We start from the raw sequence: 2,155 nt of genomic DNA, 5'->3' as shown, positions 1-2,155 counted from the left end.
ATCTAATTCCGCATAGGCCATACTAGCGAGGGTATAGGTGGTGATAAAATGCCCGATCGAGATTTTCTGTTGAACGGTAGCTAGGAGAGTAAAGAAAAATACTCCAAATAAACTAGCTTGGACGAGGGTTTTTTCCCAAGTAATTAAGTCCACATAACCCTTATGAATGCGATAGACAACGTAGGTAAATTCTCTCTCTAAACGCTGTTTCTGACGATATAATTCCTGTCCTTCTGTGGCAAAAGCTTTGACAGTTTTGATATTAGTAATAATCTCAGAATTGCGACTTTGGGTATTTTCGATGTGCCGATCAAGAATTCTTTCTTTTTGCATTAAATCTTTTAAATCTCTCACAATAAAAGCTAGAATTAATACAAAAGAAATAACAAAAGCGAGGGCGATCTGCCATTGAATTACCCAAATAACAATAAAGATACCCAAAACTCTAAACAATTTTGGGATCATCATTCCCGCCACTTCAGGATAAGTCCAAGTATGATTTTCTATCCCTTTGGCGATCCGGTTAGCGATGCGTCCTGGATTATTTTCATCGTAAAAAGATAGAGGTAAGGTGAGAATTTTGGCAATAATTTTTTTGAGATGATCTCGTCGCGCTCTTAAGGATATTTCCCAGTGAAACCATACACCCACCCAAGGCTGAATTGGTGCTTTAATTACCGTGGTTAGGAAAATTAAGCCTAATAATACTGCCAAACTAACCCACTTTTCTGAGGCAAAGGGAGTTAAAATCATGGTGCGATCGACCAAAGATTGCACGAATCCATCTAAAGGTTGATCGGAAAGAACATTAAGAATCTGTCCGACAGCGTAGGGAACCATCAGATCGATAATTTCAAAGACACTGGATGCAGCAATGCTCAAAAAGGCGGCTTTTTGATAATTGCGATAGTAACTGAGAATATCGCGTAAGGAAGCCATAACATCAAGTAAATTGCCAATTTTTAACTTCTATCTGGTAACTGATAACTGAAGAGACTAAAGGCACTTTTGGGATTGTTTTTCTGGAGTTACCATTATACTACAATACTACAAAAATCTGCCGACCTAGAAATTTATAGGACAAAAGCCTTGTCATAGTCTTGTATTCTCAATCAGCTATTAGTCAGGAGACGATGCCAGATCAGCTTATATTTCATCCTTGGCAGAAGCACCACAGATCAATTTATCTAAAATTTTGACGAATATTATCACAAAAATTAATAAATTTCTGAAAGGTTTTTAAGTGTTCGGTTTTATCGATACGCTTTTTTAATTGATTAAGATAGTATTGTTCTTGAGCTACCCCAGGGAATTTTTTAGAATAAGACAACTTTTTAGCTTCAAAAATAGACTTTAGATAAGCAAAATGAAAATCGGCATGATTTCTGCAATTAAATCTACCCATTAGTTCGGGATCATTTTCGTAAACATCATAGTGTTGAACATAATCAGCTAAAAGTCCCTGTAAAGGTTGTTTAGGATTAAATATTGTGCGATTGCCTAATAGCCATGTTTCAAGACAGCGATTTTGAATAATGATCACGATTTCAAGTTGTGCGGGGATAGTAATATGTTTGGTGATAAAGTCATTAACATATTGTTCTCTTTCTTCGACAGTATCCTCATCAGCATCGAGACAGATGACTAGATAGTTATATTTGGATACTTCTTGAATTTTATCGATGGCGTTAGGAATTCCCTCATCAAGTATCGAGGGGTAGCCATTACCACTAATCAGAAAGTAATTGTTGTGATTGACTTGATCGTAAAAATCAACTCGCTTAAATTCGGGGATAAGATAAGTTAACCAGGCAGTATAAAGCTTTTTTTCGGTACTTCTTCCTTCAACTAAAAAATAAATATTCATCGATTAACTAATTCCTTGGGGAAATTCTTCTAAGACATTGATAAGATCAATAAAGGCTTTTTGTCGAGTTTTAGAAATATGAAAATCAGCCGCATTGTGTACCTGAATTACTCCTCCTTTACGAGTGACTATTTTCCAATAGGCAGGACTGATATTATTAATTATATAGGGATGATGACTGGTAATAATAAACTGTAAATCTCGATAATTAACTAATAAATCTTCTGTTAAAGTGTCCAAACAGTTAACCCCCAAACTATTTTCAAATTCATCGATTAATATAACGCT

2 protein-coding genes and 1 pseudogene are annotated in these 2,155 nt (G+C 35.5%); all 3 read right to left on the bottom strand.

The window, feature by feature from the left end; all coding sequences use genetic code 11:
• Window positions 1-939: ABC transporter transmembrane domain-containing protein (locus PX484_RS07685; protein ID WP_288103355.1), on the bottom strand; the 939-nt coding region annotated here is incomplete at its 3' end.
• Window positions 940-1,183: 244 nt separating this feature from the next.
• A complete protein-coding gene (locus PX484_RS07680) occupies window positions 1,184-1,867 on the bottom strand; it encodes a hypothetical protein (protein ID WP_287768165.1) in 684 nt (227 codons plus the stop codon).
• A 3-nt stretch (window positions 1,868-1,870) separates the two neighbouring features.
• Window positions 1,871-2,155 (bottom strand): annotated as a pseudogene (locus PX484_RS07675) (AAA family ATPase); the annotation flags it as partial.

It is taken from the genome of Microcystis sp. M49636_WE2 (assembly GCF_030065375.1).
Classification (GTDB): Bacteria; Cyanobacteriota; Cyanobacteriia; order Cyanobacteriales; family Microcystaceae; genus Microcystis; species Microcystis aeruginosa_C.
The sequence above is the reverse complement of the archived record's forward strand: the minus strand, read 5'-3'. Positions and strand labels throughout refer to the sequence as shown.

What these genes read in the sequence shown, in the direction of transcription:
- PX484_RS07680 (WP_287768165.1), bottom strand. Translation starts at nt 1,867, where the DNA reads ATGAATATTTATTTTTTAGTTGAAGGAAGAAGTACCGAAAAAAAGCTT.